The sequence below is a fragment of the Actinomyces oris genome (genome assembly GCF_006546825.1).
GTDB lineage: Bacteria > Actinomycetota > Actinomycetes > Actinomycetales > Actinomycetaceae > Actinomyces > Actinomyces oris.
The window spans coordinates 155,455-180,467 of the sequence record NZ_VICC01000006.1 but is presented as its reverse complement, the minus strand read 5'-3'; the positions used below and the strand labels follow the sequence as shown (position 1 = coordinate 180,467).

The 25,013-nt window shown below is 69.0% G+C and carries 15 protein-coding genes and 2 tRNA genes; 8 read left to right on the top strand and 9 right to left on the bottom strand.

Going from position 1 to position 25,013, the window contains the following annotated elements; genetic code table 11:
- Positions 1 to 55: 55 nt before the first annotated feature.
- The 4 genes from FK267_RS08270 to FK267_RS08250 form a co-directional block, all read right to left on the bottom strand.
- Complete coding sequence (locus tag FK267_RS08270) at positions 56 to 1,387, bottom strand: lipid II:glycine glycyltransferase FemX (RefSeq protein WP_141406912.1); 1,332 nt, start codon at positions 1,385 to 1,387, stop codon at positions 56 to 58.
- Positions 1,388 to 2,629, bottom strand: a complete 1,242-nt coding sequence (locus FK267_RS08265; protein ID WP_141406911.1) for a carboxylate--amine ligase — start codon at positions 2,627 to 2,629, stop codon at positions 1,388 to 1,390.
- A gap of 286 nt (positions 2,630 to 2,915) precedes the next feature.
- Positions 2,916 to 2,990 (bottom strand) — tRNA-Val (locus FK267_RS08255).
- 1 nt (position 2,991) lies between these two features.
- Positions 2,992 to 3,064 (bottom strand) — tRNA-Gly (locus FK267_RS08250).
- Positions 3,065 to 3,278: 214 nt separating this feature from the next.
- Between FK267_RS08250 and glgX the strand changes: the two genes are divergently transcribed.
- The 5 genes from glgX (at position 3,279) to FK267_RS08225 (ending at position 12,113) form a co-directional block, all read left to right on the top strand.
- Positions 3,279 to 5,486: a glycogen debranching protein GlgX gene (gene glgX / locus FK267_RS08245; protein ID WP_004564794.1), complete on the top strand. Its 2,208-nt coding sequence runs from the start codon at positions 3,279 to 3,281 to the stop codon at positions 5,484 to 5,486.
- Between the two features lie 93 nt (positions 5,487 to 5,579).
- Positions 5,580 to 8,213, top strand: coding sequence for a malto-oligosyltrehalose synthase (gene treY / locus FK267_RS08240; protein ID WP_141406909.1), 2,634 nt, complete (start codon positions 5,580 to 5,582; stop codon positions 8,211 to 8,213).
- Positions 8,210 to 10,009 carry a malto-oligosyltrehalose trehalohydrolase gene (gene treZ / locus FK267_RS08235; RefSeq protein ID WP_141406908.1) on the top strand — a complete coding sequence of 600 codons (1,800 nt, stop codon included), beginning with the start codon at positions 8,210 to 8,212 and terminating at the stop codon, positions 10,007 to 10,009. Before treY ends, treZ begins: the two co-directional genes overlap by 4 nt.
- A gap of 152 nt (positions 10,010 to 10,161) precedes the next feature.
- Positions 10,162 to 10,767: a DUF3000 domain-containing protein gene (locus tag FK267_RS08230; protein WP_373693124.1), complete on the top strand. Its 606-nt coding sequence runs from the start codon at positions 10,162 to 10,164 to the stop codon at positions 10,765 to 10,767.
- Positions 10,768 to 10,838: 71 nt separating this feature from the next.
- Positions 10,839 to 12,113 carry an HRDC domain-containing protein gene (locus FK267_RS08225; protein ID WP_141407177.1) on the top strand — a complete coding sequence of 425 codons (1,275 nt, stop codon included), beginning with the start codon at positions 10,839 to 10,841 and terminating at the stop codon, positions 12,111 to 12,113.
- Positions 12,114 to 12,223: 110 nt separating this feature from the next.
- On the opposite strand, the gene pflA is transcribed toward FK267_RS08225, so the two are convergent.
- The 4 genes from pflA to dxs form a co-directional block, all read right to left on the bottom strand.
- On the bottom strand, positions 12,224 to 13,099 hold the full coding sequence (gene pflA, locus FK267_RS08220; protein ID WP_075379214.1) for a pyruvate formate-lyase-activating protein: 876 nt from the start codon (positions 13,097 to 13,099) through the stop codon (positions 12,224 to 12,226).
- A 23-nt stretch (positions 13,100 to 13,122) separates the two neighbouring features.
- On the bottom strand, positions 13,123 to 13,368 hold the full coding sequence (gene grcA2, locus FK267_RS13750; protein ID WP_009406209.1) for an autonomous glycyl radical cofactor GrcA2: 246 nt from the start codon (positions 13,366 to 13,368) through the stop codon (positions 13,123 to 13,125).
- Between the two features lie 76 nt (positions 13,369 to 13,444).
- A complete protein-coding gene (locus FK267_RS08210; protein ID WP_141406906.1) occupies positions 13,445 to 15,559 on the bottom strand; it encodes a pyruvate formate lyase family protein in 2,115 nt (704 codons plus the stop codon).
- Between the two features lie 385 nt (positions 15,560 to 15,944).
- The gene (gene dxs, locus FK267_RS08205; protein WP_075379212.1) at positions 15,945 to 18,002 is read right to left on the bottom strand and encodes a 1-deoxy-D-xylulose-5-phosphate synthase; all 2,058 of its coding nucleotides are present in this window, start codon (positions 18,000 to 18,002) and stop codon (positions 15,945 to 15,947) included.
- 353 nt (positions 18,003 to 18,355) lie between these two features.
- Here dxs and FK267_RS08200 point away from each other — a divergent pair, with 353 nt between their 5' ends.
- Both FK267_RS08200 and FK267_RS08195 read left to right on the top strand, forming a co-directional pair.
- The gene (locus tag FK267_RS08200; RefSeq protein ID WP_141406905.1) at positions 18,356 to 20,383 is read left to right on the top strand and encodes an alpha/beta hydrolase family protein; all 2,028 of its coding nucleotides are present in this window, start codon (positions 18,356 to 18,358) and stop codon (positions 20,381 to 20,383) included.
- The gene (locus FK267_RS08195) at positions 20,383 to 22,335 is read left to right on the top strand and encodes a chloride channel protein (RefSeq protein WP_141406904.1); all 1,953 of its coding nucleotides are present in this window, start codon (positions 20,383 to 20,385) and stop codon (positions 22,333 to 22,335) included. Before FK267_RS08200 ends, FK267_RS08195 begins: the two co-directional genes overlap by 1 nt.
- A 54-nt stretch (positions 22,336 to 22,389) precedes the next feature.
- Here FK267_RS08195 and FK267_RS08190 read toward each other — a convergent pair whose 3' ends face one another.
- Positions 22,390 to 22,944, bottom strand: coding sequence for a hypothetical protein (locus FK267_RS08190; protein WP_009405434.1), 555 nt, complete (start codon positions 22,942 to 22,944; stop codon positions 22,390 to 22,392).
- 21 nt (positions 22,945 to 22,965) lie between these two features.
- Between FK267_RS08190 and FK267_RS08185 the strand changes: the two genes are divergently transcribed.
- A complete protein-coding gene (locus tag FK267_RS08185; RefSeq protein WP_141406903.1) occupies positions 22,966 to 24,978 on the top strand; it encodes a leucyl aminopeptidase in 2,013 nt (670 codons plus the stop codon).
- Positions 24,979 to 25,013 lie beyond the last annotated feature (35 nt).

Sequence of the window (25,013 nt, the reverse complement as noted above, 5' to 3'; positions counted from 1 at the left end):
CGCTGTACTGGTGCACCCCGGTTCGACCGCGAGTCTACGTCGTGGTCGCGCGGGCTCAGTCCTCCCGTGAGCCACGCCGCGCGCGCAGTGCGTCACGCAGGCGCTTGGCGGCGGACATCCCGGAGTAGATGAGTCGGGAGACCGGGACGTCCCAGGCCCCGTCCACCTCGGTGACGTGCTGGGCGTAGCGCTTCTTGTACTGGCCCACCGTGTAGAGCGAGGGGACGCGGGTGGAGCCGGCGCCCATGAGATCGAGGCCGCGGTAGCCCTCCTGGGCCAGGGTGCAGGACGCCCACCAGTCCAGGGCCTCGGCCCCGCGGAAGGTGCGCGACTCGTTGGAGGAGGCGCCGTAGTAGGCCACCGAGTCCTTGCCCGAGGTGAGGATGAGGTCCCAGGCGTGGGGCACACCGTCCTTGCGCAGCACGAACAGGCGGGCGTTCTTCTCCCCCAGGGAGGTCAGCATGGTCCAGTAGACCTCGGCGTCGTGGGGCTTGAAGCCGTCGCGCTCGGCGGTCTCGCGCAGGACCTCGTAGACCTCGTCGAACTCCTCGCGGCTCAGGCCGGTCTCGTCGCTGATGGCGCAGCCGGCCTCCCGGGCCACGCGCTCGGCGCGCTTGACCGCGCGGCGCCCGTCCTTGGGCATGATCGCCGCGATCTTCTCCGGTGTCTTGGGCACCAGGTCGATGACGTAGGTGCGGTCATAGGTGATGGTGGACAGCAGCTCTCGCAGGTCGGCAGCGCGGTAGCGGGCGTGCATACGGATGAAGCGCACGGAGCGGTCGCGCTCCTTGACCACGGAGCGCAGCAGACGACGCAGGTGGGCCTCGCGCTCGGGCGACTGCTCCTTGAGCCAGACCGGGCCGTGCTTGGCCCACAGGAAGGTCTGGCCGCCCATCTCGTAGCGGTACAGGGCGATGGCGGCCACGGGCTTACCCTCGTCCTCATAGAGGTAGCGGCCCCACAGGGGGCGGCCCATGGCCTCCTCGAAGCGCTCCCAGGCCTCGGTCTGCTCAACCGGGAAGTGACTGTTGCCCACGGCCAGACGCATCTCGCGCCCGTCGACCCGACGCAGGGTCTCGGAACGGTCCGGGGTGGAGTGCACCGGCTCGGGATGCGTGAGCCGAGGCGCCTTGGGCTTGTCAGCCTTGTCGGCCTTGTCGGCCTTGGCGGCCTTGGCGGGTTTGTCGGTCGGGTCAACCTTCTGCTCGGGCTGCTCGGGCTGCTCGGACTCGCCGCCCTTGCGCCCCTTGTTCTTGGGCTGAGTCGCCTGAGCCTTCTGGGGGGCCGGCGCACCGGCCTCGACCTTGGTTTCAGGGGTGGAGTCAGTCGCGGAATCAGTCGTGGCGTCGGGGGTGGTGCTGTCGGGCATGTTCTCGTTCTCGGGCATTCAGCGGGACCTGTCGACTCGTTGCGGATAGTTGCGGGCGAACTTGCGGTAGTGGTTGAGGCGCTGGAGCTCGATCGTCACGCGACGGCGCAGCGAGCGCTCGGCCGGATCGCGCAGCGGGTCGACGCCCCGCCCCAGGCCCTTGGCCTTGCGGCGCAGAGCCTCGTCGGACACGTAGCGTGCGATGACGCCGTCGGGAACCAGGGAGTAGAGGATCTGCCGGGTGACCTCGATGGGCTCGTCACGCTGGTCCAGGACCAGGTCCTTGAGCATGACGGCCATGGGGTTGGCACCTGCGGCGGTCAGGTAGAAGGAGTTGCGGCCGATACGGGGGTTGACCTCGAAGAAGAGCTCCCGTCCGTCACGGGGGTCGACCTTGATGTCGAGGTTGGCGAAGCCGCGGTAGCCGGCGTGGCGCAGCAGGCGACCGGTGGCCTCCCACAGGTCGGGGAAGGCCTCGGTCATCATGGCCACCGGGTTGCCGATCATGGTGGGCGCGTGGTCCTGCAGCAGAACACGCGCCGAGCCGATGAGGCGCAGCTCACCGGTGGAGTCCATGTAGGCCGTCACCGAGCGCATGGCGGTGTCGTCACCGGGGATGCACTCCTGCACCAGGAAGGTGGAGCGGTAACCGGCCTCCTTCAAGCTCCTCCACATGCCTGCCAGCTCGGCGGCGTCGTCGATGAACCAGATCTTGCGCTTGCCGGGGAAGGAGATACGGTCGTAGTCAGCGCCGATGGCCGCCTTGGCCACGAGCGGGAACTCCATGCCGAGCTCGTCGGCGCTGGTCGGCGGCTCGCAGTCAGGGTCGGCCAGGTCGACGACGACCTCCCGGGGCGTGAGCACCCCCACCTCGGCACACAGACGGGAGAAGGAGGCCTTGTCGCTGACGGCATCGAGAACGTCGATGTCCGGAAAGGGCAGGACATAGGTGGGCTCGAGCTCGCTGCGGTGGGCCGAGATCATGGCGGCCGCGGCGTCGGTGTTGGCCATGAGCACAGCGCTGCGGGGCCCTCGGCCCTGGGCCAGCTTTCGCAGCAGCGCGATGGTCCGCTCCGGCGGGGCCCCAGCCTCCTGGTGGACCACGGTGATGTAGACCGACTCGGAGATCGCGACGATCGGATCCGAGGCCACGACCGTCACCGACGTGCCGGTGACCTCATGAAGCTGCCGCGCCAGGGCGTAGGCGCCGATATCACCGCCGAGGACCACGGGCAGCAGGTGCCTGAAGCGTTGCGTCATAACCATCCGTTTCTTGCCGCAGGGGCCAACTCCTCCCCAGATGGTAGAGCACGCCGGGACGCCCCGTTCCCGGCCGCTCCAGGAACATCACGATCCAGACACGGGACCGTCCCCGACCGCCTCCGCCCCGCCCCCTCAATCCAGCGTGATTCCGCGCGATAGTCCGCACCTGGACGACGACATCACGGCCTGACGGTGACACATGCCACCCTGCGCGAGGCCGCCTTCCCGGAGAACGACAAGAGCCCGGAGCGCTGGGCTCCGGGCTCACTTCGACTATCGGTTCTGGTGGGCGATACTGGGATCGAACCAGTGACCTCTTCCGTGTCAGGGAAGCGCGCTCCCGCTGCGCCAATCGCCCGAGCGGATGACGGGACTCGAACCCGCGACCCTCACCTTGGCAAGGTGATGCTCTACCAACTGAGCCACATCCGCGTGACACCCTTGTGGGGTGCGGGAAGAAAGTTAGCAGAGGTATCCCTCGGAGGCAAAACGCAGCCGAGCCCGTGTCCTCATGAGGTGTCTCACGCCCCACCGACCCACCTCGATCACCGGGCAGCACCCGGGACGTGCCGGGAGACGCTCCGACGTGACATGTCTTTCTCCCACTCTCCTGCCTTCGCACCTCAGTCGTGGCAGGGTAGTCCCCATGACCACGCCGACAACACCGACGCCTCAGGCCGCACCGGAACCTCAGGAGGGCCCCCAGCGCCAGATCTGGCCGGGCCACCCCTACCCGCTCGGGGCGACCTATGACGGCTCGGGAACGAACTTCGCCCTCTACTCCTCGGCCGCCACCGGTGTCGACCTGTGTCTGTTCGACGACGAGGGCCATGAGGAGCGGGTGGCGCTCAAGGAGGTCGACGGTGACGTCTGGCACGCCTACCTGCCCGGGATCTCTCCGGGCCAGAAGTACGGCTACCGGGTGGCGGGCCCCTACGACCCGGCCTCCGGTCACCGCTGCGACCCCTCCAAGCTGCTGCTGGACCCCTACGCCAAGGCGATCTCCGGCGAGGTGACCCCGTCCCAGACGCTGTACTCCTACTCCTTCGACAACCCGGAGGTGCGCAACGAGGAGGACTCGGCGGGCCACACCATGCGTTCGGTGGTCATCAACCCCTACTTCGACTGGGGCCACGACCGTCCCCCGAACCACGAGTACCACGAGACGATCATCTACGAGGCCCACGTCAAGGGCATGACCAAGCTGCACCCGATGGTTCCCGAGGACCTGCGGGGCACCTACGCCGGTCTGGCACAGCCCGCCGTCATCGACCACCTCAAGAACCTGGGTGCGACGGCCATCGAGCTCATGCCGGTCCATCAGTTCGTCAACGACACCCACCTGCAGGAGAAGGGCCTGTCGAACTACTGGGGCTACAACACGATCGGTTTCTTCGCCCCGCACAACACCTACGCCGCCTACGGCGCCGAGGGTGAGCAGGTCCAGGAGTTCAAGTCCATGGTCAAGGCCTTCCACGAGGCCGACATCGAGGTCATCCTGGACGTGGTCTACAACCACACGGCCGAGGGCAACCACCTGGGCCCCACCCTGTCCTTCCGAGGCATCGACAACAGCTCGTACTACCGCCTCGTCGATGGCTCAGCCAGCCACTACTTCGACACCACCGGTACCGGCAACTCGCTGCTCATGCGCTCGCCGGCGGTCCTCCAGCTCATCATGGACTCGCTGCGCTACTGGGTCACCGAGATGCACGTCGACGGGTTCCGCTTCGACCTGGCCTCCACTCTGGCACGCCAGTTCCACGAGGTGGACAAGCTCAGCGCCTTCTTCGACATCATCCACCAGGACCCGGTGCTCTCCCAGGTCAAGCTCATCGCCGAGCCCTGGGACGTGGGCGACGGCGGCTACAACGTGGGCGGCTTCCCGGCCCTGTGGAGCGAGTGGAACGGCAAGTACCGCGACACCGTGCGCGACTTCTGGCGCGGGGAGCCCTCCACCCTGGGCGAGTTCGCCTCCCGTATCACCGGCTCCTCCGACCTCTACCAGCATGCCGGGCGCACCCCGGTGGCCAGCATCAACTTCGTCACCGCCCACGACGGCTTCACGCTGCGTGACCTGGTCTCCTACAACGAGAAGCACAACGAGGCCAACCTCGAGGGCAACGCAGACGGGGACAACAACAACCGGTCCTGGAACTGCGGCGCCGAGGGGCCCACCGACGATCCGACGATCACCGAGCTGCGTCAGCGCCAGACCCGCAACTTCCTGGCCACCGTCCTGTTCAGTCAGGGCGTGCCCATGATCTGCCACGGCGACGAGATGGGACGCACCCAGGGGGGCAACAACAACGTCTACTGCCAGGACAACGAGATCTCCTGGGTCAACTGGGATCTCAGTGAGCAGGACAACGACCTGCTGGAGTTCACCCGCACCATGATGTGGCTGCGTCGCGACCACCCGGTGCTGCGGCGTCGGCGCTTCTTCACCGGGGACGCCCGCCACGGCGGGGAGAGCGAGCTCGGCGAGATCGAGTGGCTCACTCCGGCCGGTGAGTCCATGACCGACCAGGACTGGACCACCTGGTACGCCCGGGCCATGATGGTCTTCCTCAACGGGGAGGCGATCGCCGAGCCCGATGAGCGGGGCCAGAGGATCGTGGACGACTCCTTCCTCGTACTCATCAACGCCTCCGACGAGGACATCACCTTCACCCTGCCCGGCGAGGGGTACGCCCCCACCTGGAAGGTCGCGCTGGACACGGCTCCCGCAGTGGACGGGGACTCCGACCCGGTTCTCGCTGCTGACGACACCGTCGTGGTCGAGGCCCGCTCCATGCTCTTCCTCATCGACGCCCCCGAGTCCGCCGCCACCACGGAGCGCCACCCGAGGTAGGGGCTCTCCGCGGCCCTCCGGCGCGCCACCGAACGCACATCACCCATCAAGCAGCACCACCCGACGCAGACCAGACGAGCTTCAGGAAGTGACATGACCGACGCAGTGGACGCAGCAGTGGATCAGGCAGGTTCGGCGGGTTCTGCGGAGACACCCGCCTACGCGCCGTGGTCGGGGCACGTGCCGGCTCCGGAACACCGGACGCCGTTGACCACCTACCGTCTCCAGCTCGGTGAGGATCTGACCTTCGCAGACGCCAAGGCCCTGGTCCCCTACCTGGCCGATCTGGGAGTCACCGACCTCTACCTCTCCCCGATCCTCACCGCCGCGCCGGGCTCCACCCACGGCTACGACGTCGTCGATCACCGCCGGGTCTCGGCCGTCATGGGAAGAAGGGAGCAGCTCGAGGCCCTGGCCGCCGAGGCCGACGCCCATGGGATGGGCGTTGTGGTGGACATCGTTCCCAACCACATGGCCGTGCCCACCCCCGGTTGGCACAACCTGCCCCTGTGGTCGGTGCTGCGTGAGGGACCGGACTCCCCCTACGCTGCCTGGTTCGACCTCTCCCTGGACGAGCCCATCCTCATGCCGATCCTGGGCAAGCGCATCGGCGCCGTCCTGGCCGATGATGAGCTCACCCTGGAGCAGATGGTGGTTCCGGGGCAGGAGGATCTGGGCGAGCAGTGGGTGCTGCGCTACTACGACCATGCCTTCCCCGTTGCCCAGGGCACCGAGGCGCTGCCGATGCACGTCCTCGTCGAGCGCCAGCACTACCGCCTGGCCTACTGGAAGGTCGGTGACGAGGAGATCAACTACCGACGGTTCTTCGATGTCGGCACCCTGGCCGCGATCCGCGTCGAGGAGCCCGACGTCTTCGCCGGAAGCCACGGCCTCATCCTCGATCTCATGAGAGACGGAGTCATCAGCGCCCTGCGGGTCGACCACCCCGACGGCCTGGCCGACCCCGGTGGCTACCTCACCCAGCTGGCCGAGGCCACCAGCGGGGCGTGGATCGCCGCGGAGAAGATCCTGGCGCCCGACGAGTCCCTGCCCACCTCCTGGCCGGTGGCCGGAACCACCGGCTACGACGCCGCCTGGCGGATCGACCAGCTCCAGGTGGACCCCGCCGGCGCGGCCCGCCTGGGCGCGCTCATGCAGGAGCTCACCGGGGACGCTCCGGTGGACTACGACCGCATTGTCGAGGAGGCCAAGCGAGAGGTCATCGCCGGCTCACTGGCCGCGGAGGTCGACCGTCTGGCCCGCATCCTGGACTCCCTGACCTCCCAGGACGTGCGCCTGCGCGACCACACCCTGCGCGACCTGCGGGCCTGCGTCGTCGAGCTGCTCGTGGCCGCCGACCAGTACCGGGTCTATGTCGTTCCCGGGACGCCCCCAGGCCCGGAGACGGCCGCCGTCCTCCAGGCCGACGCCGAGCGGGCGCGCCAGCGCCTCGAGCCGGACCAGGGAGAGACCCTCGACCTCGTGGTCGCCATCCTCCTGGGTGAGCCGGTCGGCTCCGAGGGCCTGTCGGAGTCCCCCGAGCGCACCGAGGCCATCATCCGCTTCCAGCAGGTGTGCGGGGCCGTCACCGCCAAGGGAGTGGAGGACACGGCCTTCTACCGATGGACCCACCTGACCAGCCTCACCGAGGTCGGCGGCAACCCGGCCGGTTTCGCACTGAGCGCCGACGAGGCCCACGCGTGGGCCGACCGGATCCAGAACACCTGGCCCGACACGATGGTCACCTCCACCACCCACGACACCAAGCGCGGTGAGGACGTGCGCGCCCGCCTGGACGTGCTGGCCTCCTACGCCGAGGAGTGGAGCGACCTCATCCACCGTCTGCGCGCCATGACCGCACAGGTCCGCCCCCTGGACCTCGACGGGCGCAGCGAGAACCTGCTGTGGCAGACCCTATGGGGGACCTGGGCACCGGACAGCGACGACCCCATGACCCCCGAGCGGCTCAGCGCCTATCTCATCAAAGCCTCCCGGGAGCAGAAGATCTGGACCACCTGGACCGCCCCGGACCTGGCTCGGGAACAGGCCCTGACCGACTACGCCACCCACCTGCTCACCAGCGAGGAGGTCTGCGCCGAGCTCGAGGCCTTCGCGGCCCTGACGGCCAGGTCCGTACGCACCGCGATCCTCGCCGGCAAGGCGCTCGCCCTGACCTGGATGGGGGTCAGCGACATCTATCAGGGCAGCGAGATCACCCGCACCTCACTGGTGGACCCCGACAACCGTCGCGCGGTCGACTACGCCGGGCCCTCGGGTCTCATCAGCGCCCTGGAGCGCCTCGACTCCGGAGCCGCACCGCGCAGCCTGGATGAGGACAAGCTCTTCCTCACCTCACGCCTGGCGCGTCTGCGCGCTGCTCGCCCCCACACCTTCGTCGGTCCCCGCTCGGGCTACCGCACGATCCCGGTGACCACCTCCTTCGCCTTCGCCTACACCCGCCTGCTCGACGAGATCCCCGACGTCGTCGTCATCGTCAGGCGCCTGTCCCGGCGGCTCGAGCAGCTGGGGGGATGGCGTGAGGAGAGCATCGTCCTGCCGGAGGGGACCTGGGAGCACGTCCTGCGCACCGGCACCGTGGAGGGAGGCAGCCAGCCTCTGGCCGAGGTGGTCGGGGACGATGCCGTCGTCGTCCTGGCCAGGGTCGGCTCCCCCGACTCCCAGACCGACTCAGACCAGGCCGCCCAGGAGCAGGAGGCCGCCCGATGAACCCGGCATCCTGGACCTGGCAGTCACCGGCCCTGCCTGTGGGCCCCCGCGTTCCCGTGTGGGCCCCCACGGCGAGGCGGGTCGAGCTGCACCTGCCCGGCGATGAGGGACTGGATGACCGGCTGGTTGACATGGTCCCGGCCCCCGACGGCTGGTGGGCCGCCCCCTTCGACCTGGAGCCGGGCACCGACTATGCCTTCCGGGTCGACGGTTCCCCCGACCGCCCCGATCCCCGCAGCGCCCTGCAGCCCCACGGTGTCCACGGCCCCTCACGAACCGTGGACCCGACCGCCTGGCCGTGGACCGATCAGAACTGGATGGGCAAGGACCTGCTCGGCTCAGTCATCTACGAGCTCCACGTGGGCACGTTCACCCCCGAGGGCACCCTGGACAGCGCCATCTCCCGGCTCGATCACCTGGCCGAGCTGGGCGTCGACATCGTCGAACTCATGCCCCTGGCAGCCTTCCCCGGCCGAGCCGGATGGGGCTACGACGGGGTGGGCCTGTGGGCCGTCCACGAGGCATACGGGGGCCCCGAGGCCCTGATGCGCTTCGTCGACGCCGCCCACCGCAGCGGCATCGGCGTGTGCCTCGACGTCGTCTACAACCACCTGGGCCCGTCGGGCAACTATCTCAGCGTCTTCGGCCCCTACTTCACCCCCGCCCATCACACACCCTGGGGTGAGGCCGTCAACTACGACCACGACGGCAGCCACCAGGTGCGTGCCTTCGTCATCGACTCGGCCCTGCGCTGGCTGCGGGACTTCCACATCGACGCCCTGCGCCTGGACGCCATCCACGAGATCAAGGACGACGCCGCAGCCGCCGACCCGCCGCAGGTGCACGTCCTGGCCGAGCTCTCCAACGCCGTGGCCGCGCTGTCTGACGAGCTGGACCGGCCCCTGAGCCTGGTGGCCGAGGCCGACCTCAACGATGTCGGAGTCATCACCCCCACCGACCAGGAGCCCCCCGCCGCGACACCCAGCCTGGGCATGACCGCCCAGTGGGCCGACGACGTCCACCATGCCCTGCACGCACGGATCACCGGCGAGGCGCAGGCCTACTACGCCGACTTCGCCGAGCCCGGGGCGTGGACCAAGGCCTACAGCAGCGCCTTCCTCCACAACGGCACCTGGTCCACCTTCCGGGACCGGGTCTGGGGCGCCCCCGTCCCCGAGGACACCGACCCCAGGCGCTTCGTCGTCTTCGGATCCAACCACGACCAGATCGGCAACCGAGCCGTCGGGGACCGTCCCTCGGCCGGCCTCGACGACGCCGCCCTGGCCGCCACTGCCGCCCTGGTGCTCCTGTCGCCCTACACTCCCATGCTCTTCATGGGCGAGGAGTGGGGAACCCGCACCCCCTTCCAGTTCTTCACCGACCATGAGGAGGAGGACCTGGCCCGCAGCGTCAGCCAGGGGCGCGCCCGGGAGTTCGCCGCCTTCGGCTGGGACGCTGACGAGATCCCCGACCCCCAGGACACCGCGACCGTCGAGACCTCGCGCCTGGACTGGTCCGAGCTTGAGCAGACCGAGCACACCCGCATGCTGGCCTGGTACCGGGCACTGACCGCCCTGCGCCGCGAGCTGGCCTGGTCCCAACGCACCGCGTGGCCGCAGATCGATGAGGCCGACGATGTTGTCACCGTGACCTACGAGGACATCGTCGTCGTCACCAACCTCTCCGGGAGGCCACGGCCCGCTGCCGAACTGAGTGACGTGCTCCTCTCCTGGGCCCCGGTCGGCTCCGACCCGTCCTGCCTGCCCCCCGGACAGACGCTCGTCGCCCGACGCTGACCAGTCCCACCAGGAGGCTTCCCCGGCCGACCAGATGCCGGCGAACCGGAAGCGGCCGATGCACATCCGTTCAGAAAGGCAGGCACCTCGTTGACACAATGCAACCCTCCCAGCGGCGTGGCTTCATGTGCCCACTGCGGTAGCGCACTAGCGTGGCATCCGTGACTGTCAACGGTAGGCCGCGTCAGAATGAGGCAGGTGGCATCCCCGAACGATTCGAGGAAGCGCTCCTGTCCCTTCGCGACGCGCCCCGCCCCCGGGGACTCCTCATGGAGGAGGTGCCCGCCCCCAAGAAGCTGGCCCCCTACTCCGCCGCCCTGAGCGCCGAAACCGTGGAGACTGTCGGCGCCACCCCCGTGGCCACCGGACGCTTCGTCGTCCTCCACGACCCCGACGGCCAGGAGGCCTGGGACGGGGACTTCCGCATCGTGGTGCAGACGCGCGCCCGCATCGACGACGAGATCGGCATGGACCCCGTCTTCGAGTCCGCCGCCTGGAGCTGGCTCACCGACGGCCTGGAGGACTCCCGCGCCGGCTACCACGCACTGGTCGGAACCGTCACCAGGGTCCTGTCCGAGACCTTCGGTGGGCTGACCCTCACCGACTCATGCGCCCACGCCGAGATCCGGGCGTCCTGGTCCCCCACGACCCCCCAGCTCGGCCCCCACCTCACCGCCTGGCACGAGCTGCTGCTGGTCGCCTCCGGCCATGAACCGGCCGCAGTCCACCCCCTCACTCTCGCCGGAGCCGGAAGGTGACGCCCCGCCGCACCGGCGTGCCCCGCCCAGCTGCGACCTCGGCCGCGCCCCGCCCACCTGCTTCCTCGGCCGTGCCCCGCCCAGCCGTCCCCCCTGGCACAACAGATCACCCCATCAACCCGCACGACATCATCGACTACCCCCGTCCCAAGGACGGGCTCCCCGAGATCACCGCCACCCCCACCCAACTGAACCGAGCCGCTCAGCTCCTGGCGGCCGGTCGGGGCCCCGTCGCCGTCGACGCCGAACGAGCCTCAGGCTTCCGCTACGGACAGGACGCCTACCTCATCCAGTTGCGCCGTGACGGCGTCGGCACTCTACTCATCGATCCGGTCACCACCGGGCCTCTGACCGAGCTGGCCGCAGCCCTCGACGGACCCGAGTGGATCCTCCACGCCGCCGACCAGGACATCCCCTGCCTGACCGCACGCGGGCTGAAGGCCGCCTCCCTGTTCGACACCGAGCTGGCAGCCCGCCTCCTGGGCCGACAGCACGTCGGGCTCGGCGCCGTCATCGAGGAGACCCTGGGCCTGCGTCTGGCCAAGGACCACGCGGCCGCGGACTGGTCCACCCGGCCCCTGCCCACCTCCTGGCTCACCTACGCCGCCCTCGACGTCGAGCTGCTCATCGACCTGCGCGACGCCCTGGCCACCGAGCTCGAAGCAGCCGGCAAGGACCAGTGGGCCGCCCAGGAGTTCGAGCACGTGCGCACCAAGCCGGCCAGGCCGGCCAAGGTCGACCCGTGGCGCAAGACCCCACGAGCAGGCAGCTCCGTACGCTCCCCCCGCTCACTGGCCATCCTGCGCGAGCTGTGGAACTCGCGCGAGCAGCTGGCCGCAGAGCTCGACCGCACCCCCTCCAAGGTCCTGCCCCACCAGGCACTCGTCGCCGCTGCCGTCGCCCGCCCCCGGTCACGACGCAAGATGAGCGCCCTCAAGGAGTTCTCCTCCCGCCAGGCCCGCCAGAACCAGGAGCGCTGGTGGAGAGCCATCGAACGCGCCCTGGAGCTGCCTGACGACGAGCTTCCCCCCACCCGCGCACCACTGGCGCCCGGCGAGCTCCCCCATCCGCGCTCCTGGCAGCGCCACCACGCCGCGGCCGCCGAGCGACTCACCGAGGTACGCGCGGCCATCAGACAGCACGCTGAGGAGATCCGCGTGCCCCAGGAGCTCCTCCTGACCCCGGAGTGCCAACGTCATCTGGCCTGGGACCTCGGCGCGGAGATCGAGGCCGGTCGTACCGGCAGAGTCACTGCTCAGGAGATCAGTGAGCGTCTGGCCGCCATGGGGGCCAGGCCGTGGCAGATCGAGCAGGCCGCCCCCGCTCTCGCCGCAGCACTGGGCTGACGCGCCATCACGCGCGTACCACAGTGCGCCGCCCACGGTGACGTGGACGGCGCACGACGTGATTCTCGTCAGAGGAGCTCGGCTCGAGAAACCAGTGACCTTCGCCGGCCTCAGTGGACCTCGAAGCCGTAGGAACGGAAGATGGCGCGAGTGGACTCCACCAGTTCCGGCTCCGGGGGCCTGGTGTCACGAAGCTGGTACGTCAGTCCCAGGGCGTCCCACTTGTCGGTACCCATCTGGTGGAAGGGCAGCACCTCGACGCGGCTGACCGAGCCCCAGCGCTCGATGATCCGGGCCACGTTGTGGACGTTCTCAGGGTCATCCGTCAGGTCCGGGACCAGCACGAACCGGGCCCAGATCTCGATCCCTTTGGCCGCCAGACGATCCCCGAAGGTGATGGTCGGAGCCAGGGAGCGCCCCGTCACCTTCTTGTAGGTCTCCTCGTCACCGCTCTTGACGTCGAGCAGGACCAGGTCGATGTTATCGAGCATCTCATCGCTGGCATTGGCACCCAGGAACCCTGAGGTGTCGATGCAGGTGTGGATGCCCATCTTCTTGGCCCCGGCCAGGAGCCTGCCCGCGAAGGCCGGCTGCATGAGGACCTCACCGCCCGACAGCGTGATCCCGCCCTTGGACGCGCGGAACACTCCCCGGTAGCGGCGCATGCGGCGGAGAAGCTCCTCAGCCTCGACCGGCTCCCCGTCCTTCATGAGGAAGGTATCGGGATTGTGGCAGTACTGGCACCGCAGGGGGCATCCGTTGAGGAAGACCGTCATCCGGGTGCCGGGACCGTCCACCGCGGTCACGAGCTCCCAGGAGTGGATCGAGCCCAGCTCGCCATCGCGCATCCGAGCCAGGCGCTCCGAGCGTTGAAGATCCGTCAGCTCCTCGAGCCCGCCGATGCCCGCACCGCGCAAGCGGGCGGCCGGGGCCAGGAAGTCCTGGTCCCGACCGCCGTCGCGCACGGTCGTCGTGGTCTGCGTCATGACCGCTCGCCGTGCTCCAGGGCTCAGGCCTGGGAGTGGAAGGTGCGGTGGAGGACGTCAAGCTGCTGCTCGCGAGTCAGCTTGACGAAGTTGACGGCGTAGCCGGAGACGCGAACCGTGAGGTTCGGGTAGTTCTCCGGGTGCTCCATCGCGTCCTCAAGGGTGTTGCGGTCCAGGACGTTGATGTTGGCGTGGTACAGGCCCTTGACGCCGCCGTTGTCCTGACGCTGTGCCTTCATGGAGGCGAGGCGCTCTTCGTACGTGGCCATGGTGGCCCCTTTCTGAGGTGATGTTATCGATGTGTGGAAATTGCTGCGGTGTGATCGGCCGGATTGAGCGGCTCGATCAGATCTCGGCGCAGTCGTCGGGGACGAAGCCGGCGTCGAGAATGCCCACGAGGTTGGCGACGCGCTCGTCGAGCGTGCGCCCCAGTCCCTGCGGGGTGATCGTGTTGGTCAGCGAGATGCCGTCGAGGGCGTCGTTGTAGTCGAGCTTGCCGACGCTGAGCATCGATGCGACCATGCCGTGGGTGTCCATCCCGTTCTCCGGGTTGGCTCCGGGCGAGAAGGGGGTCCCCTTCTGGTGCCCCGAGGGGAAGGAGCCGGTTGCCTTGCCGTAGACCACGTTGGAGGTGATCGTCAGCACCGACTGGGTCGGGATGGCGTCGCGGTAGAAGGGCTGGGCCTTGATCTTGGACATGATCGTGTGGACCACGGTGGCGGCGATGTCGTCGGCGCGGTCGTCGTCGTTGCCGTAGATCGGGAAGTCGCCCTCGGTGACGTAGTCGACCACCAGGCCGGTCTCGTCGCGAACCGGGGTGACCTTGGCGTACTTGATGGCCGCCAGGGAGTCGGCCACGATCGACAGGCCGGCGATGCCGCAGCCCATGGTGCGCACGATGTCGGAGTCGTGCAGCGCCATCTCGATGGACTCGTAGGCGTAGCGGTCGTGGCAGTAGTGGATGATGTTGAGGGCCTCGACGTAAGTGGCCACCACCCAGTCGAGCATCTTCTCGTACTTGTCCCAGACCTCGTCGAAGTCGAGGGGGCCGTCGCCCTCGATGCCGGGCAGACCGGTGACGACCTGCTTGCCGGTCATCTCGTCGCGGCCGCCGTTGATGGCGTAGAGCAGGGCCTTGGCGGAGTTGACGCGGGCGCCGAAGAACTGCATCTGCTTGCCCACGCGCATCGGGGACACGCAGCAGGCGATCGCGGCGTCGTCGCCCCAGTGCTCACGGATCTGCTCGTCGGCCTCGTACTGGATGGAGGACGTCGTGATCGAGATGAGGGCGCAGAAGTCTTTGTAGCCCTGCGGCAGGTTCTCGTCCCAGAAGATCGTGATGTTCGGCTCCGGGGCCGGGCCGAGGTTGCGCAGGGTCTGCAGCAGACGGAAGGAGGTCTTGGTGACCAGGGCGCGACCGTCCTCACCGAAGCCGGCGTCGGACCAGGTGGCCCAGTAGGGGTCGCCGGAGAAGATCTGGTCATAGTCGATGGTGCGCAGGAAGCGGGTAATGCGCAGCTTCATGACGATGTTGTCGATGAGCTCCTGGGCGCGGGTCTCGTCGATGACCCCGTTGCGCAGGTCCCGCTCGAAGTAGATGTCCAGGAAGCCGGAGAGACGACCGATACTCATGGCGGCGCCGTCCTGGGACTTCACGGAGGCCAAGTAGGCGAAGTAGGTCCACTGGACCGCCTCATGGGCGTTCTTGGCCGGGCCGGAGATGTCGTAGCCGTAGGTCTGAGCCATGACCTTGAGCTTCTTGAGCGCCTTGATCTGCTCGGAGTGCTCCTCGCGGTAGCGGGCCCAGTGCTCGGAGAAGGGCTTGTCCGCCACGGCGTCCTTGGCCTTCTGCTTCTGCTCGATGAGGAAGTCGACGCCGTAGAGCGCCACGCGGCGGTAGTCACCGATGATGCGGCCGCGGCCGTAGGCGTCGGGCAGACCGGTGATGATGTGGCTCGAGCGCGCTGCGCGGATGCGCGGGGTGTAGATGTCGAAGACCGCGTCGTTGTGGGTCTTGCGGTAGCGGGTGAAGATCTTCTTGACCTCGGGGTCGACCTCCTTGCCCGCCTCCTTGATGGCGGTCTCCACCATGCGCCAGCCACCGTTGGGCATCATGGCGCGACGCAGCGGGGAATCCGTCTGCAGACCAACGATGACGTCATCGTCCTCGCTGATGTAGCCGGCCGGGAATGCGTCGATGTCGGCGGGGGTGTGGGTGTCGACGTCGAGGATGCGAACCTTGCGCTCCTCGGAGAGGTAGTCCTTCTCCAGGGTGTCCCACAGACGCAGGGTCTTGTCCGTGGCGTCGGCGAGGAACGAGGCGTCGCCGTCGTAGGGGGTGTAGTTGCGCTGAATGAAGTCGCGGACGTCAATGTCCTCGGTCCACGGTCCGTTAACGAAGCCCTCCCAGGCGTCATTGCCGCTCGCCGTGGTGGCAGATGTTGTGACCTCAGTGGTCATCCGTGCCCTCCTCATGTGGGTGACCGGAGAGCCACCCGGTTGCGATCGCCCTTGTGAGGCGAGGCGGCACATCGGCGCGCCGTCGGTCTCAGACTAGAACTCGGAGGATGGCTTGTGGGTCGCTGGTCCCAAGAAGGGCCGGTTAGATGACTCACAGGTCGATCACCGTCGTCGCAATCCGGGACATAAGTCCCTATATCGACCCCTCAGGAGGATTTCCGCCACCAGCGACCAACTCCCTCCAGCCTTCGACAACGAGGACGAGTGGGGCCGCGTTCCCAGCGCATCAACCTATCGGAATGATTAGGACAGGTGTCCCAGCGGATTATCGTTACCGTGCGGGGAACCGGAGCCGAGGCGCCGCCTCCATTGCCCTACTCGTGCCCTACTCGGCCCTAAGGTCCTGGTCGGCACAGGTGCCTACGACGCCGTCGGCCGCCCTGCGGGCCGCCTGGGCGATATCAGCCGCTCGCATGCCGAAGTCCTCCATCAGCTGAGCACGGGTGGCCGTGTCGACGAACTGGCGCGGAACGCCGATGCGGCGGAAGACCGGCGAGCCCCCGGTAGCGCTGTGGGCGGCCTGGTACTCCTCGACCGCGTCACGCAGCTGGGAACCAATACCGCCGTCGACCAGACCGTCCTCGACCACGACGACGACATCGACGTCGGCTGCGGCCGTCACGAGAGGAGCCGGGGCAGGAATCACCCAGTGCGGGTGCACCACGGTGACGGCGTACCCCTCCTGCTCAAGGAGCCTGCCGGCCTCGTAGGCCTGGGTGGCCATGGCACCCACCCCCACCAGCAGGATCCGCGCGCCACCGGCCGGCCGGCGGCTCTCGAGCAGGACATCGACGACGTCGAAGACACTCACGGAAGGCGTGTCCTGGTGCACCGGATCTCCGCCGCGCCCCGGTTCCTCCGACTCCGGACCGAGGCGTCGCAACGCGGTCAGGGGCTCGGGCAGCGCGCCCTTGGGGTAGCGCACGACAGTGGGGGAATCGTCAGTGCTCACGGCTGTGCGCAGGCTCTCGCGCAGCGTCGCCTCGTCGCGGGGGGCCGCCAGGCGCAGACCAGGAACGTGCGCCAACAGCGCCATGTCCCACATGCCGTTGTGGCTGGCCCCGTCAGTTCCCGTGATTCCGGCCCGGTCCAGGACGATCGTCACTCCGGCCCGGTGCAGGGCGACATCCATGAGCACCTGGTCGAAGGCGCGGTTGAGGAAGGTCGCGTAGAGGGCGACCACCGGGTGCATGCCGGCGAAGGCGAGGCCGGCGGAGAAGGTCAGCGCGTGCTGCTCGGCGATGCCGACGTCGATGACCCGCGTCGGCATCTCATCGGCCAGGGGCTGGAGGCCCACCGGGGCCTGCATGGCGGCGGTGACCCCGACGATCCGTTCATCTCCGCGGGCCAGGGAGACGATCTCCTCGGCGAAGACGGCGGTCCAGCCGAAGCGCTCGGCCACCACCGGCAGGCCGGTCTCGGGATGAATCTGACCCACCGCGTGGAAGCGGTCGGGGACGTGCTCCTCGGCCGGGGTGTAGCCCCGCCCCTTCTCGGTGATGACGTGGACGATGACCGGCTCGGCATACTCGCGGGCGCGAGTGAGGGCGAACTCGACGGCCGTGATGTCGTGGCCGTCAACCGGTCCGGTGTACTTGATCCCCAGGTCCTCAAAGAAGGCCGAGGGAACCAGGACGTCCTTGAGCCCCCGTTTGAGTCCGTGCAGGGCGTCGAAGGCGGCCCGGCCGGGGGCGCCCTGCGACAGGAGCGTCCGCTTGACCCCGGACAAGACACGCTCGTAGCCGGGATTGGTGCGCAGTGCGTCGAGGTGGTGGGCCAGTCCCCCGATGGTGGGGGCGTAGGAGCGGCCGTTGTCGTTGACGACGATGACCAGGTGGCGGTCCGAGGAGTCGGCGATGTTGTCCAGGGCCTCCCAGGCCATTCCCCCGGTCATGGCGCCGTCCCCGATGACGGCGACGACGTGGCGCTCGTCGTGGCCCTGCAGGTGGTTGGCCCGGGCGATGCCGTCGGCCCAGGACAGGGAGGTGGAGGCGTGGGAGTTCTCCACGACGTCGTGGACGGACTCGGCCCGTGAGGGGTAGCCGGACAGGCCGCCGCGCTCGCGCAGATGAGTGAAGTCCTGACGACCGGTGAGCAGCTTGTGGACGTAGGCCTGGTGGCCGGTGTCGAACACGATGGTGTCCCGCGGGGAGCGGAAGGTGCGGTGCAGCGCGATCGTCAGCTCGACGACCCCAAGGTTGGGGCCGAGGTGGCCGCCGGTGCGCGCCACTGAGGCGACAAGATGCTGGCGGATCTCCGAGGCGAGCGTCACCAGCTGCTCGCTGGTGAGCCGATCGAGGTCGGCGGGCTTGCGCACGCAGGGCAGGAGCGCCTTGCCGGTCTGTCCGGCGGGCCCTGCCGGGCGCTCAGCAGCTGCTGGCACGGTGCGCCTCCTTGTCGAAGGTGGTGACGAGTTGTTCGTGTCGCTCAAGAGCGAGCCGCGGCGGGTCGCTGAAGCGGCACTCGGGACAGGGTAGCCGTTGACGAGGCGAAGGGGTCTTCCCAGGAGTCTCCTTCCCGGGCCCGGGGACCGCCGGGCTTCCCGGAGCGACGCTCCTGAGTCGACCGAGGGTGCTCAGCATAGAGCCGCCACGACCACTGTGCGGCCACGTGTCACGCGGGTCACGGATGAGCACGTACTGTATGCCTTGGGTGTCGAACCGTCCGCGCCCACCGGTCGACGGCGTCGTTCCTGATCGCCCGACCGCCCCTCAGGACTGCCCTCCAGGAGGAACCATGAGCACCACAGCCCCTTTCGGTACCTGGCCCTCGCCCATCACCCCGGGCACCATCACGACCCGGACGGTCCTGCTCTCCCAGGTCCGTGTGGACGGCGCAGACACCTACTGGGTGGAGCAGCGCGCCTCACAGGCGGGCCGCAACGTACTGCTCCGCCGCAACGGCGACGGCCAGATCGGTGAGGTTCTTCCGCTGACACCCGCCGACGAGCTGGTCGATGTGCGCACCCGGGTGCACGAGTACGGAGGGCGGGCCTACGCCGTCGACAGCGGGATCATCGTGGTCTCGCACGCCGGGGACGGGCGCCTCTACCGGTACGACGTGGCGCACCGCATGCGGGGCCTGGTCCCGCTCACGATCTACGGGGACGTGCGACACGGCGACCTGGAGATCGACACGGGCCGGGGCCTGGTCTACGCCGTCCGCGAGGACCACCGAGGCGGCGGCGAGGCCGTGAACACCTTGGTCGCCATTCCCCTGGACGGCTCGGCCGCCCGCGATGACTCCCACGTGCGCACACTGGTGTCGGGCACGGACTTCGTGGTCGCCCCGACGCTGTCCCCCGACGGCGAGCACCTGGCCTGGATCACCTGGGACCACCCGGGGATGCCGTGGGACAACGCCAGCCTGCACGTGGGGGATCTCGGCCCGGACGGGACTCTTGGCGAGCAGACGCTGGTGGACGGCGGCGACGGGCACTCGGTCTCCGAGCCCCGGTGGACCGAGGAGTGCGAGCTCGTGCACGGCTCCAACGCCTCGGGCTTCTGGAACCTCTACCGCACTGAGGGCTTCCCGGTACGCGGCACCAACCGCACCGGCTGGTCGGAGAAGCTGCGCACCCGCCCCCTGCACCCGGCCGAGGCCACCTTCACCAACCCGGCATGGCAGCTGGGGCCGCACTCATTCGACGTGCTCGACTCCGAGCACATCATCACCTCCTGGGCCCGCGATGCGGTCTCGCACCTGGGGACCATCAAGCTCGCCAACGGGGAGCTCGAGGAGTGGAACGTGGGGTGGCAGCCGATCGGCAACGTCGCCTCCAACGCCGGGCGCGTCGTCATGCTGGCCTCCAACGAGATGTCGATGCCAAGCATCGTGGAGGTCAAGAACGGCACGGTGAAGGTGCTGCGCGGCTCGGGCGAGTTCGTACCTGAGGGTACCGGGGTGTCCTTCCCCGAGCCGGTCTCCTGGCCCACCAGTGACGGCGCCACCGCCCACGGCTTCTACTACCCGCCGACCTCGGCCTCTCACACTGGCCCCGATGGCGAGCTGGCGCCGCTGATCGTCAACGTCCACGGCGGCCCGACGGCCACGGCGGTCCCCGGCTACGACCTGCGCATCCAGTACTGGACCAGCCGGGGCTTCGGCTACCTGGACGTCAACTACCGCGGCTCCATGGGCTACGGAACCGGCTACCGCAAGGCCCTGGAGGGCAAGTGGGGCATCTACGACGTCGACGACTGCGTCAACGGGGCCCAGCACCTGGTCGACGCAGGGCTCGTGGACCCGCGCCGTATCGCGATCCGCGGTGGTTCGGCCGGGGGCTTCACGGTGCTGTCGGCCATCACCCGCTCCTCCGTGTTCACGGCGGCCAGCTCCTGCTTCGGGGTGACCGACCTCAAGAGGCTGGTGCGCACTACCCACAAGTTCGAGTCGCACTACATCGGCCAACTCATGGGAACCCAGGACATCGACGACCCGGTGCTCGATGAGCGCAGCCCCATCAACCACATCGAGGACATCAACGTCCCGCTGCTGCTCATCCAGGGCTCGGAGGATCCGATCGTCCCGGCGGAGCAGGCCACCGCCATGTATGAGGCCCTCAAGGAGGCCGGCGCCCCGGTGGCCCTGGAGGTGTTCCAGGGTGAGGGCCACGGCTTCCGTCTGGCGTCGAACATCCGGCGGCGTTACGAGGCCGAGCTGAGCTTCTACCGGCAGGTGTGGAGGATCGGCGCAGCCTCCTCCCATGCCGAGGGGCAGGGTGAGGAGGAGACCTTCACGGTCAAGGTGGAGAACCTGCACTGATGGATCGCGTCTGGAAGAGGCTGTCCGCCCCCTTGTCGCGGCGCGCAGGCAGCCTCTTCCGCCATCATCGCTTCGGCCTCTACATCCTGGCGGTGCTGGTAGGACTCACCTCGGGCCTGGGTGCGGTGCTGTTCCGGCTGGGAATCGACGCCTGGTCCCAGCTGCTGAGCGGAGCCAACGACTACACCGTGTCGATGGGGCCCTCGGTCGGGCTCCTGGCGCCTCTGGGAACCTGGTTCGTCCTAGTCACCCCGGTGCTCTCCGGCCTGCTGACAGGACCGTTGATGTCCCGACTGGGCCGTACCCCCACGGGCCACGGGGTGGCCGGCGTCATCTGGTCCACTCGCCACGGCGACGGCACCATGGCGCCCCTGCCGGCCTTGGCCGCGACGACGTCGGCTGCGCTGACGATCGGTGGCGGGGGCTCGGTCGGTCCGGAGGGGCCGATCGCCGAGCTGGGCGCGTCGACAGCAAGCATCATCGGACGGAGGCTGCGGCTGCACCGGTCCTCGATCCGCCACCTGGCCGCCGCCGGAACGGCTGCCGGCATCGCCTCCGCCTTCAACGCGCCACTGGCGGGGGCCTTCTTCGCCCTGGAGGTCATCCTCATGGGCTTCAGCGCCGACGCCTTCATCGTCATTGTCCTGGCCTGCGTCTCCTCGACGGTCCTGTCGCACCACCTACTGGGAACGACGCTGTCTCTGTCACTCCCCTACCTGGACCTGTCCGGTGACGCCCAGCTGGGCTGGGTCGCGCTGCTGGGAGCCGTGGGCGGCGGAGTCGGTGTCGGCTTCATGCGTCTTCGCTTCGTCATCCTCGACGCCCTGACCCGCGCCTGGCAGCGCTTGGGCATTCCGATCTGGGCGCGTCCGGGCATTGGCGGGCTGGCGGTCGGTACGACTCTCCTGATTCTGCCCGAGATGTACGGCGAGTCATCAGCCGCTCTCAACCGGGCGCTGGCAGGACGCTACGCCCTGACGCTGCTGCTGGTGCTGTGCGTGGCCAAGATGCTGGCGACCTCCTTGACCCTGGGAATGGGCTTCGTCGGCGGAGTGTTCGCCCCGTCCCTGTTCATCGGTGGGACACTCGGCGCCGCCTTCGGCACCCTCGTGGCTCCCAGCTACGCGCCGGCCGCCGGAGTCTTCGGGGTGATCGGCATGGGGGCGGTCTTCGCCGGTGCGGCTCGCGCCCCGATGACGGCGGTCCTGCTCATCATTGAGATGACCGGGCAGCACGCGCTCCTGGTGCCCCTCATGCTGGCCACGGTGCTGGCCACCTTCATCAGCCGGTTCCTGTCACGCGGCACACTGTTCACCGAGGAGCTGCGTCGTCGCGGAGAGGATGTCGAGGACCCGATGGCCACCACACTCCTGGGACGCACCCGCGCCTCCCGACTCATGGTGGATCCTCCCGGGGTGCTCCAGGCCACGGCGTCACTCAGCCAGGCCGCCTCCGTGATGAGCCGGCGTGGCCTCTCGGCCCTGCCCGTGGTCGCCACCGGACAGGACCGCACCGGCGGCGAGCTGCTCGGTTGCGTGACGGCCGCACAGCTCGCCGAGTCGCTCCTGAGCGAGGACTCCGACGACGTCTCTGCCCGGCCGGCGACGGTGGCGGACCTGACGCTGGTCCGTGACCGTCTCGACTGCGAGGACGAGGCGACCGACGTGCTTCAGGCCCTGACCGATACCCGCCTGGAGGGCCTTCCGGTGGTCACCCGCACCGCCGGCTCCGGTGCGGAGGAGCTGGTGGGCTGGGTATCCCAGAGGATCGTCGTCGAGCGGGTCTACGAAGCCCAGGCGCAGGCCCGCACAGCCGCCGCCACCTACACCTCCTGGGGCTCACGGCTTCAGGACAGGTGGCACTCCCGCCCCGTTCCTCGGCGCAGAATCGGAAGGATCAGCCGTATCAGCCGAGTCAGCTCGCGCAGCTCACGCCGTTCCCGGCGCCGATGAAAGTCCGCCGGGGCTCAACGCGCCGCGGCCCCGTTCAGGACTCGCCGCAGCGCCTCACCGGTCCCGACCACCGCGGGACGTCTTGTGAGTCCGGCCCTCCTGGACCGCCCGGGCCTTCTCGCTGATGCTCTCGGTGAGGGTGTCGGACAACTCGGTGATGCGCTCGGCGTTGGCCACGATGCGCCGGGGGTCGGACATCCACATCCAGGCAGCGGCGACCACCGGGAGGATCGCGGGCAGGTACCACCGAGACCGGCCCCAGTGCGCCCACACCGAGACGCTGAGGTCGGCGGGCGAAGGTGTGGGCAGGGTGAGAACACCGATGAGCACCGCCATGGTGGCCAGCGCCCCCAGGCACATCCAGCCGATATTGCGCATCCGGCGCCCGTTGTGAGCCACGCAGACGGCCAGCAGGAGGTACAGGACGCCCCCCAGGAGGTTGAGCGACCACACCGCGGGCTCCTCATCGGGGCTTCTCAACAGCGTCGTCAGGGAAGGGACGAGGACGATCGCCCCGAAGACGGCGAAGACGCCGACCAGGATCCGCCCCCACCCGTATGCGGGACGGCGGGTGTCCTGAACCGGGCGTACCGATGAGCGCTCGTCCATGAGGAACGACCTTTCCGTGTGATGACCTTCGGCACGCGCAGCACCGGTTCAACCTCCAACCAATGCCAGAACGTTACTATTCACAACGTGAGTACCATTAAGTTGACCAAATCCCTGAACGCACGCGCCTCGGCGGACGATGACCGCAAGGATACCGACCTCAGCAGTCAGGCCGAGGTCGACACGGTCGAGGAGGCCGAGAGCTCCGAGGCTCCCGCAGCCGGCGACGGGGCCGGCTCGACAGATGCCGAAGCCGCCGAGCGGGACCTGAAGCAGGACTCCGACGGCGACGAGGATGCCTCCGAGGACCAGGAGGGCAACGCCGACGGTGCCAGCGTCAAGGGCAGCGGATCCGAGGCGGGATCCGACGTCGTCCCTGATGACGCCTCCGGCACCGAGGCCGACGTGCTCGTCCTGGCCGCAGCGCCGGGCCGGGACGGGGCCGAGGCACCCGAGATCCTCCTGGAGGGCCTCGAGCCACCCTCGAGCACCGCTCTGGAGGGCCTGGACATCAACGCCCTGGTGACCCTGCTGCCGACCCTGGGCTTCTCGGGTGCCCAGGACTCCGTGGTGCGCCTGCCCTCCTCCGCGGTGGCCGGCCAGGGCTACCGGGGACCGGCGACGATCCTCGTGGTCGGCGTCGGAACGGGCTGGGCCGACACCGATCCGCTCGCCATGACCATCGACGACGAGGCCGCACTGGGCTACGACCAGACCGGTCTCCTGCGCCGGGCGACCGGACGCGCCACCCGAGCACTGGCCGGGACCGACTCCGCGGTCCTGGCACTGCCCACGCTCTGCGAGGAGCAGCTCGCCGCCGTCGCGCACGGAGCCGCCCTGGGCGCCTACTCCTGGAGCGCGACGAAGAACGAGGACCGCCCCGGACAGGAGACGGCCTCGAAGAACACCTCCCCGCTCACGACCATCTCGATCATCTCCCCCCTGGCCGACACCCCCGAGGGGCAGGCGGCGCTGGCGGGAGCCCTGGCGCTGGCCCAGGCCACGGCACTGACCCGGGATCTGGTCAACGAGCCGCCGAACCGGCTGACTCCGGAGGTCTTCGCCGAGAGGGCCCGCGCAGCCGGGCAGGAGGCCGGCATCCGCGTTGAGATCTGGGACGCCCCGGCACTGGTCGAGCAGGGCTTCGGGGGGATCCTCGGCGTGGCTCAGGGCTCGGTGCACCCGGCGCGCCTGGTCCGTCTGGAGTGGTCGCCGGAGCATGCAGCCAAGGCCTCCGGTGGGCAGGAGGGCTCACAGGCCGAGGGTGACGGAGCAGCCGGTCGCCCCAAGCACGTCGCCCTCATCGGCAAGGGCATCACCTTCGACTCCGGCGGCCTGTCCCTCAAGCCGGCCTCATCCATGCCGGAGATGAAGTCCGACATGGCGGGGGCCGCCACCGTGCTGGGCGCCATCGTCACGGCCGCGCGCCTGGCACTTCCGATCCGCGTCACCGCGTGGCTGGCGCTGGCCGAGAACATGCCCGGCGCCGACGCCCAGCGCCCCAGCGACGTCATCACGATGTTCGACGGCACCACCGTGGAGGTGACCAACACCGACGCCGAGGGGCGCTTGGTCATGGCCGACGCCCTGGCACGGGCCGTCACGGAGGAGCCCGATGCCGTCCTGGACGTGGCCACCCTCACCGGGGCGCAGATCGTGGCCCTGGGCGACCACGTGGCCGCCGTCATGGGGACACCGGACCTTCGCGAGGAGGTCGTCGCCGCGGCGCAGCGGGCCGGGGAGTCCTTCTGGCCGATGCCGCTGCCGGCGCACCTGCGTGCCACCCTGGACTCCCCCTTCGCCGACCTGCGCAACACCAAGGTCGGCTCGCGTGCCGGCGGGATGCTCTCGGCCGGGCTGTTCCTCCGAGAGTTCGTCGGGCACCGGCCGTGGGCTCACCTCGACATCGCCGGTCCCGCCTACAACGACTCCTCTCCCTGGGGCCTGACTCCGACCGGCGGGACGGGCATGGGGGTCTCCACCCTGGTGGAGCTGCTCCGTTCGCTGTCCGCCGAGGTCAGCATCCTTTCCTGAGCCCGCGCCCAGCGGAGACGAGTTGACGACGAGCC

Excerpts from the sequence above, each read along its gene's own strand:
- FK267_RS08270 (WP_141406912.1), bottom strand. The coding sequence starts at position 1,387 with ATGCCCGAGAACGAGAACATGCCCGACAGCACCACCCCCGACGCCACG.
- FK267_RS08265 (WP_141406911.1), bottom strand. The coding sequence starts at position 2,629 with ATGACGCAACGCTTCAGGCACCTGCTGCCCGTGGTCCTCGGCGGTGAT.
- glgX (WP_004564794.1), top strand. The coding sequence starts at position 3,279 with ATGACCACGCCGACAACACCGACGCCTCAGGCCGCACCGGAACCTCAG.
- treY (WP_141406909.1), top strand. The coding sequence starts at position 5,580 with ATGACCGACGCAGTGGACGCAGCAGTGGATCAGGCAGGTTCGGCGGGT.
- treZ (WP_141406908.1), top strand. The coding sequence starts at position 8,210 with ATGAACCCGGCATCCTGGACCTGGCAGTCACCGGCCCTGCCTGTGGGC.
- pflA (WP_075379214.1), bottom strand. The coding sequence starts at position 13,099 with ATGACGCAGACCACGACGACCGTGCGCGACGGCGGTCGGGACCAGGAC.
- grcA2 (WP_009406209.1), bottom strand. The coding sequence starts at position 13,368 with ATGGCCACGTACGAAGAGCGCCTCGCCTCCATGAAGGCACAGCGTCAG.
- FK267_RS08210 (WP_141406906.1), bottom strand. The coding sequence starts at position 15,559 with ATGACCACTGAGGTCACAACATCTGCCACCACGGCGAGCGGCAATGAC.
- FK267_RS08200 (WP_141406905.1), top strand. The coding sequence starts at position 18,356 with ATGAGCACCACAGCCCCTTTCGGTACCTGGCCCTCGCCCATCACCCCG.
- FK267_RS08195 (WP_141406904.1), top strand. The coding sequence starts at position 20,383 with ATGGATCGCGTCTGGAAGAGGCTGTCCGCCCCCTTGTCGCGGCGCGCA.
- FK267_RS08190 (WP_009405434.1), bottom strand. The coding sequence starts at position 22,944 with ATGGACGAGCGCTCATCGGTACGCCCGGTTCAGGACACCCGCCGTCCC.
- FK267_RS08185 (WP_141406903.1), top strand. The coding sequence starts at position 22,966 with ATGACCTTCGGCACGCGCAGCACCGGTTCAACCTCCAACCAATGCCAG.